The sequence below is a fragment of the Streptomyces sp. NPDC041784 genome (assembly GCF_055591025.1).
In genome coordinates this window covers 287,416-295,135 of sequence record NZ_JBVJAB010000001.1, presented here as the reverse complement: position 1 = coordinate 295,135, position 7,720 = coordinate 287,416, and the positions used below count along the sequence as shown (strand labels likewise).

The window sequence follows — 7,720 nt, the reverse complement described above, 5'->3', positions numbered from 1 at the left end:
TCACCCACCCGCAGATCGCCACCAACCTCGACCAGCCCACCCCGGCGATCTCTCCCCCCCCCCCCGCCCCCACCCCCCCCCCCCCCCCCCCCTTCCCCCCCTCCCCCCCCCCCCCCCCCCCCCCCCCCCCCCCCCCCCGGACCGGCCGGACCGGTGTCAGGTCGCCGGCAGGGCCTTGCCGCGGCGGTGCCGGGACTGCTCGGGCGCCCGGGGGCCGACGCGGCGCAGGAAGCGCTCCAGCGGGTGCTCCACGCAGTGGTAGGCAAGGCCCGCGAGTGCCAGGCTCACCGCCAGGACGAGGGCCCAGAAGACCGCCGTCTCCGTGGTGCTGTCCGGGCGGCCGGTCACGTCCAGCAGGACGCGCAGCACGATCTCGTGGATCAGGTACCAGGCGAACGACCAGTTGCCGAGCCGGATCATCCACGTTCCGCCGAGACCGGTGGCCCGCCGTTGCAGGTCGCTGTACGCGGCCGCCGAGACCAGCGCCGCGAACAGCGGGGCCGACAGCAGGTGCGACGCGCTGTAGGCGCTGTTCCAGGCGGAGTCGGGGACGGCACGCGACCACGGGATGAGCGCCGCCTGGAAGGCGAGGACCAGCACCACCGCGACGGGCAGGTTGACCGGTGGCCGCCAGCCCCGCTTGACGGCGAGTCCGGCGGCGACGCCGAGCACGAACTGGAGCATCCGGACCGGCGGGAAGTAGTCCAGGAACCAGCGGCGGACGAGCAGGTCGGTGATCTGCGAGCCGAGCAGCCACACCGCGAGCGACGCGGCGCACGCGACGACCGCCACCCACAGACGGCGACGCGGGGTGCGCAGGAGAGGCAGCGCCATGAGCAGGGGGAAAGTGGCGTAGAACCACGCCTCGTCGCTGAGGGACCAGGCCGCGGGGTTGCCGCCCTTCAGCAGCGCCTGCTCCGGTACCCAGGCGTTGACCAGCAGCAGGGTCGCGGCGACGCCCTTGCGCGACCACTCCGTTCCCAGGGCGTGCCAGGCGGCGACGGACGCGATCACCGAGACGGTGAGCATCGGCCAGATGCGGGCGAAACGGCGCCACAGGAACACCTTGGCCGGCACGCTCTTCCCGTCGTAGGTCCAGGCCAGGACGAAGCCCGACAGGACGAAGAAGAACGTCACTCCACTGCGTCCGTACCAGGCCATGTCGCTCACCACCGGCAGGCGTCCGGCCTGGCGGGAGAGGTGGTACAGGACGACGACCAGCGCCGCCCAGAAACGCAACCCGGTCAACGACGGCAAACGGTCACGACCGGCCAGGACACCTGACTGACGGGCTATGCCCACATCCCACCCATTCTTCGCAAGTGCGGTCGCGTTGATTCGCCGCGGCACGGTGGCGCGCGGTGTGACGACTGCACGGCTCTACGGCTTCTCGCTCCGGGCGGGTGCTGTCCGATTCCCCTGCGCACCACGCCGGTTCCGGCGGCTCCCCTGGGTGCCGAACGGTGGCTCACCGGTCCGGGGAGCCGGTCGTGCGGCTCAGACCGCGCGCTCCGTCAGGACGCCGTCCTTCTCGTCGTAGAGGGCGCCCGTCTGCGGGCACTCCCACGCGCCGGGCTCACCGTCGCGCTCGACCAGGCGGACGCCGACGCGGCCGACCCAGCCGATGCGGCGGGCGGGGACACCGACGACGAGGGCGAAGTCGGGGACGTCCTTGGTGACGACGGCGCCGGCTGCGACCATCGCCCAGCGGCCGATCGTGATCGGCGCGACGCACACGGCACGGGCACCGATGGACGCCCCGTCGGCGATCTTCACACCGACGGCCTCCCAGTCGCCGCCGCGCTTCTGCTTGCCGTCGGGGTCCACGGAACGCGGGTTGTGGTCGTTGGTGAGGACGACCGCCGGGCCGATGAAGACGCCGTCGCCCAGCTCGGCGGGCTCGTAGACGAGCGCGTAGTTCTGGAGCTTGCAGTTGTCGCCCATCCGCACGCCCGAGCCGACGTACGCCCCCCGGCCGATCACACAGCCCTCACCGAGGCGCGCGCCCTCACGGATCTGCGCGAGGTCCCAGACACTGCTGCCGGCCCCGATCTCGGCACTGTCGTCGACCTGCGCACTGGGCTGCACCCTGTAGTTCACTTCTTCGCCTTCCGGTGTCTGGGTTCGCTTGGTGAGCATACGGGCCTGGGGAGTTGGTCGGGCATGGAGGGGCGCGGCGGACACGTCGTTGCCCATGAGTCGCTTTGGCGAAACGTGTGTGGATTCTGTGATTGTTGTCACCCCCCGAGGTGACGGAGAGGTGTTGATCGCGTGCGTCGCGTAAGGGGAGGATCATTTGACTTTCTTTAGTGTCTCTTTATGTAGCGATCGCGATGCCCAGGGTGAGGGATGCGAGCCAGGGGAGGGCTCGGCCCTACTGATGTCAGGGGCATGGCGAAAACGGGGGAAGGGGAATACCCATGCCGATGAAGCGGCTGTGGCGGCCCGGTGCCGCCGGAGCGCTGATCACGGCGTTGCTCGCGCTGGGGCTCGGGACCGGAGGCAGCCAGGCCGCGGCGGCCGCCTCCTGCACGGCGGGCACACCGTCCGACTTCAACGGCGACGGAGTCCGGGACATGGCCATCGCGGACCCCGACGCCACGGTGTCGGGCAAGCAACGGGCCGGACTGGTGCACATCGTTCTGGGCGGGGGCAAGGGAGTCGTCGAGATCTCCCAGGAGACCGCGAACGTGCCCGACGGGGCGGAGGCCGGTGACCGCTTCGGGTTCTCGCTGGCCGTGTACGACGCCAACAAGGACGGTTGCGGCGACCTGGCCGTCGGCATCCCGTACGAGGACGTCGGAACGGTCAAGGACGCGGGTTACGTCCAGGTCATCTACGGCTCGGCCACCGCGGTCGGGTCGGAATTCAACGCGAGGGGCTTCATCCAGGGCGAGGCCCAGCCGTTGAGCGGCGGGCCCGAGATCGGTGACCTGCTCGGTTACGCGATCGGAGCCGGAACCTCGACGACGGGCGTCCCCTACCTCGCGATCGGCATACCGGGCGAGGACGGGGCCTCCGGCACGGACATGGGCCTGCTCGGCTACATCCACGGCACGTCCTACGACGCGGCGAACGTTTCCCAGAACAGCCCCGGAGTGTGGGAGGACGAGGAGGCGTACGACCGTTTTGGAGCCTCGATCACCGCCACGGACCAGTTCTTCGCGGTCGGCGCACCCGGGGAGAGCGTCGGAACGGTGACGTCCGCCGGCGGTGTCCAGGTCTTCCGGCCGTCGATCAACACGGACGGGATCCCCGAACCTCTGGGCGGCCTGCATCAGGAACGCACGGTGACGGACGAGGACGTCACCGCCGAGACGGACGACCTGTTCGGTACCGCTCTCGCGATGGCGCCCCATCGCCCGTCGGGGGCGGGCACCGTCACCGATGCCCTCCTGGCCGTGGGCGCGCCCGGGGAGGACGTCCGCACGGTCGCCGATGCCGGAGCGGTGCGCACGTACCACGTCAAAGCCGACGGTACGGTCGCCGCCCTCACCTGGGTCGACCAGAACGCGGAGGGCGTCGACGGCGAAGCCGAGCCCAGCGACTACTTCGGCCAGCGGCTGGCGGCCGTGAACACCACCACCAGCGCGGTGAGCACCGCGACCACCATGCGCCTCGCTGTCGGCGTACCCGGCGAGGAGTCGACGGAGGAAGCCCCTGACGCGGGCGGCGTCCAGCTCTTCTCGCTCCTGGGTGCCCCCGGCGCCGCTGACTCCTGGATCGAGCCCGGCAACGGCATTCCCTCCGGACCGGCGCCCCGGACCTACGCGGGCATCAGCCTCGGCGCCGGCCCCTCGCTGCTGTACGTGGGGCTTCCCTACGGGCCGGCGGAGGGCCGCGCGGTGCACGGCTTCCCGTGGAACGCGGCCACGGGCAGTGCGCCGACGCAGACGTGGAAGCCCGGTGAGGGCGGGATCCCGGCGGTGAGTACGGCGTTCGGGGCGACGGTCCGATGACGACTCGGCCATGGCGCGGTGCAGTCCGCCGGACAGGACGTTCCGGCGGCTCGACTCCTGAGACCGACATGAACCGACTGGAGAGTGGACGAGTGTTAGCGGGGAGACCCAGATCGATGCGGCGCGGCCTGGCGTTCCGGGCCGTCGCAGCGGCAGTCGCCACCGGCGCGGTGGTGACGGGCGTGGTGGCCCTTCCCGCAGGTGGCGGAGGCTCGGCGCCCGGCCGCCCGGTCGCAGCAGAGCAGCCGGCTCTGACCGAGCAACTCGCCCTGGCCGCGGCCAAGGACAGCGGACGGAAGACCGAGGTCCTCGGACTGCGTACCGAGCGCAGGGAGATCTTCGCCGAGCCCGACGGCAGCTTCACCGCACGCGAGTACACCGAGCCCGTCCGCACGATTCGGGGCGGCAAGTGGGTCGACATCGATGCCACGCTGGTGCAGCGGGCGGACGGCAGCTGGGGGCCGAAGGCCTCCACCGTCGACCTGGCCTTCTCCACCGGCCGCGCGGGCGCACCCTTCGTGACGATGCGGCGGGCCGGCCGCGAGTTCGCCCTGGCCTGGCCGTACGGCAAGCTGCCCACGCCGGAGGTCGAGGGCGACACCGCCACGTATGCCGAGGTCCTGCCCGGCGTTGACCTGACCGTGCGCGCCGAGGCCGACGGCTTCGGCCATCTGTTGATCGTCAAGACGCCCGAGGCGGCGGCTGACCCGAGGTTGGCCAGGATCGACTTCGGCATGACGACTGACGGCCTGAAGGTCGCGGAAGATGTCACCGGGGCCATCGTCGCAGAGGACGCGGAGGTGGGTGGCACTGTCTTCCAGGCGGGCAAGCCGTCGATGTGGGACTCGGCCGCCGTAGAGGAGGCCGCGTCCAAGAAGCAGGGGCCCACCGCTGTCGCGAAGTCGTTGAAGGCCGCCACAGCGGGCGAGGTCGAGACCGGCGATGCCACGCCTGGCCCGCAGACCACACCGGAGCCCTCGCTGGACGGGCCGGGCGGCGGTGGCCGCGTCGCCCCGCTGGGCGTCGAGGTCGGCAAGGGCAAGCTGAGCCTCGTCCCCGACCAGAAGCTGCTCAAGGGCGCCGAGACCATCTTCCCGGTCGTCATCGACCCGATCTCCCGCACCACCTCGCGCACGTCGTGGACCGGAGTCATGTCCGGAATGCCCAGCGAGCAGGACTGGAAGTACTCCGGCAGCGCGGGTGTCGGCAAGTGCCCCACCGACTACAACCCGGTCTCCTGCAACGGAGTCGGCGTCCGTCGGGTGATGTTCACGATGCCGCTCTCCTTCTACAAGGGGAAGCAGATCCTTGGCGCGACGTTCTCGGCCCGGGTGGAGCACATCTACAGCGCCACTCCGACCGCGGAACCCATCCAGCTCTACCGGATCGGTGGACAGAACTACTCACTCACCTCGTCCAGCAACTGGTCCAACACCTCGGACGACTGGGACGACTATCTGCAGACCGTCGACAAGGCGATCTCCCCGACCTCCTGCTCCAGCCAGGCCAACCTGCACTTCGAGAGCAGCGCGAGCGGCGAGCTGACCAGCGAGATCAAGACGGCCGCCGCAGGTGGCTGGAACTCCATGACGCTGGGCCTGCGTGCGGCCGACGAGTCCCGTTTCGCCGAGTGGAAGCGGATCTGCGGCAACGCCTACCTGTCGGTCAAGTACAACAATCTGCCGCGGCAGATCAAGACGTCGGACATGTTCACCGACCCAGGTGGCGTGTGCAAGTGGGGCACGAACCGTCCCTATACCGACGTCCCACCGAAGCTCATGGCCATCGCGAGCGACCCCGACCACGGCAACGGGCAGACCGACCAGGTGAAGGTCGAGTTCAGGATCGAGTGGACCGACCCGGCGACCGGCACGGCCAAGAGCTACACCTACACCACGGCCTCGCTCGCCCCCACGCCCAGCACCAAGTTCGAGCACACCGTCAGATCGACGATCCCGCAGAACACGGTCATCCGCTGGAGCGCACGGGCCAACGACGGTGACGGCAGCGGCCCATGGAGTTCGGACGGGACGCAGCGCTGCGAGTTCATCTATGACAAGACATGGCCCGGAAAGCCGAGCGTGCTGTCCGAGAAGTACCCGTCCGACACCGTCTACCACGACGGCGTGGGCACGTACGGCACCTTCACCTTCGCACCCAACCCGAACGACGCCGCCAAGGGCAGCGACGTCGTGAAGTACCAATACTCCTTCGACGGCGCCGCGCCGACCACCGTAGCCCCGGACGCGACCGGCGGCTCCGTCACCGTGTCGTGGGTCCCGACCTGGGCCGGACAGCACGTGCTCGATGTGAGCGCCGTCGACAAGGCCGGTCACTCCAGCAGCACCCCGTACCTCTTTCTGGTGGGCGAGGGCAGGCCGGTCGTCGCACAGTGGAACCTCGCCGACGAGGCGGGTGAGACCGAAGCCCACGACGAGAGCGACGACTACTCGGCGGCCGCCGGCAGCGGAGTCACGTTCGGCGTCGAAGGCCCAGGGGGGAAGGTCGACCGGGCGGCCCGCTTCGACGGAAGTTCCGATGCCTACCTCGACACCGGCAAGACCGTGCTCGACACCGCCAAGGGCTTCAGCGTCAGCGCCTGGGTGCGCCCCACCGCCCTGGACAAGGACATGGCGGTCGTCAGCCAGGACGGCACCGGCGAGCCCGGCTTCACTCTCGGTTACGACGCTTCCGCGCAGACCTGGAAGTTCTCCGTCCCGGTCAATGACGTGGAGTCGCTCGGCGAGTGGAAGGCCGTTTCCACCGGAGTGTCCGTGGTCAAGGACCAATGGGTGCTGCTGACCGGTGTGTACGACGCCCAGAAGAGCGGCGGCCCCGAGCTCAGGCTCTACGTCAACAAGGACGCCAAGGGCGCCGGCCAGCGCCGATCCACATGGATGTCCCACGGACCGCTCCAGATCGGGCGCGCAACCGCCAAGACCGGATACCGCGACCACTTCGCGGGCGACCTCGCCGAGGTCCGTGTCTTCGACCGTGTCCTGCCGGCGGCCGAAGTCGCCGAGCTGATCACCGTCAAGCCCGAACGCAAGGGATACTGGCAGCTCGACAACGCCCTTGGCGGCGCTTCCGCCGAGACCGGCGGCGGGCAAGCACTGACGCTGTACGGCAATGCGACGATCTACCAACCCGCCGATGTGTTCGACAACGCCGCCCTGGTCGGCGACGGCCACCTGCTGCTGGACGGCGACGGGGACTACGCCTCGACCGCGAGCGCCCCGGTCACGGGGGGCACCAGCTTCACCGTGACCGTCCGCGCGCAGCTCACTACGCCGGACGCCGAGAAGTCGCAGACAGTGCTGTCCCTGCCGGGCGCCAACGCCAACCGGGTCCAGGTCCGTTACCAGGCCGCCACCGGTCAGTGGGAACTGGCCGTTGCCAAGACGGACGTGGCCGCACCAGAGGTCATCACCTTCACCAACGACCAGCAGACGCCCAGCGCTGACGGCTCCGGCCAGCACCTGGCGGTGGTCTACGACGCCTTCGCCAACTCCCTCCGGCTGTACGTCGAGGGCCAGCTCGTCTCCGGCGCCTATGGCAGGGACGCCACGCTGTGGCCCGCCACCGAGGGCCTGCAAGTGGGTCGTTCGCTGCGGGGGGAGAGCGAGTACTTCGCCGGCGCCGTCGACGAGGTGCGCGTCTACAGCGGGGCAGCCGACCAGATCGCGATCCAGCGGATGTCCGGGCTGACTGCCGAGCCGGACATGTGACGAGCGGTCACCTGGGCGGGGGGGGGGGGGGGG

4 protein-coding genes are annotated in these 7,720 nt (G+C 70.2%); 2 read left to right on the top strand and 2 right to left on the bottom strand.

What is annotated here, in order from left to right:
- Window positions 1-156: 156 nt before the first annotated feature.
- Both ACZ6D7_RS01330 and ACZ6D7_RS01325 read right to left on the bottom strand, forming a co-directional pair.
- Window positions 157-1,248: an acyltransferase family protein gene (locus ACZ6D7_RS01330; protein ID WP_469482100.1), complete on the bottom strand. Its 1,092-nt coding sequence runs from the start codon at window positions 1,246-1,248 to the stop codon at window positions 157-159.
- A 249-nt stretch (window positions 1,249-1,497) separates the two neighbouring features.
- Entirely contained in the window at window positions 1,498-2,100 is a 603-nt protein-coding gene (locus ACZ6D7_RS01325; RefSeq protein ID WP_469482098.1) for an acyltransferase, read from the bottom strand.
- Window positions 2,101-2,420: 320 nt separating this feature from the next.
- On the opposite strand from ACZ6D7_RS01325, the gene ACZ6D7_RS01320 reads away from it, so the two are divergent.
- Complete coding sequence (locus tag ACZ6D7_RS01320) at window positions 2,421-3,959, top strand: FG-GAP repeat protein (RefSeq protein WP_469482096.1); 1,539 nt, start codon at window positions 2,421-2,423, stop codon at window positions 3,957-3,959.
- A 116-nt stretch (window positions 3,960-4,075) separates the two neighbouring features.
- On the top strand, window positions 4,076-7,687 hold the full coding sequence (locus tag ACZ6D7_RS01315; protein ID WP_469482094.1) for a LamG domain-containing protein: 3,612 nt from the start codon (window positions 4,076-4,078) through the stop codon (window positions 7,685-7,687).
- Window positions 7,688-7,720: the final 33 nt, after the last annotated feature.